Here is a 375-nt window from a genome sequence, read left to right as displayed (position 1 = left end):
GGTAATAAATATCAGACAGCAATCATCAAGCTGCCCGAAACGTTTGAAGTCCTCTCGTATGGTGAGTAGTCAAGCTCCGGATGGTCTGCCTTGAATTGGGTCGCGTTAAATGATAACCTTGTGGTCGGAAGTTTTCTTGTCAACCTCATTGTTCCTGTATCCCATGTTTTCACTCCCTTGCTTTCCATATCCTCCAAGATTTCCGACTTGATTTCGCTTAGTCTTGCCTCTGTCTCGTTCTTAGTTTGGATTAGCTGCCTAATGTAGTCCTCCTGTTCCCTGTACTTTTCGGGGATGGAATAAGGGTTTACAAATTGCTCACCTTTTATATCAGCATCCAAGAGTTCCTTGCAGATGTCAGATGGTATTCTCTCT

1 pseudogene is annotated in these 375 nt (G+C 43.7%); it reads right to left on the bottom strand.

Annotated features, from left to right (window positions below):
* Positions 1-11: 11 nt before the first annotated feature.
* Positions 12-375: pseudogene (locus tag H6A34_RS14685) on the bottom strand (hypothetical protein); the annotation flags it as partial.

Origin of the sequence: Marseilla massiliensis (assembly GCF_016899855.1) — a bacterium.
GTDB lineage: Bacteria > Bacteroidota > Bacteroidia > Bacteroidales > Bacteroidaceae > Prevotella.
Note: the sequence above shows the minus strand (reverse complement) of the source record. Positions and strands in the feature narration are given on the sequence as shown.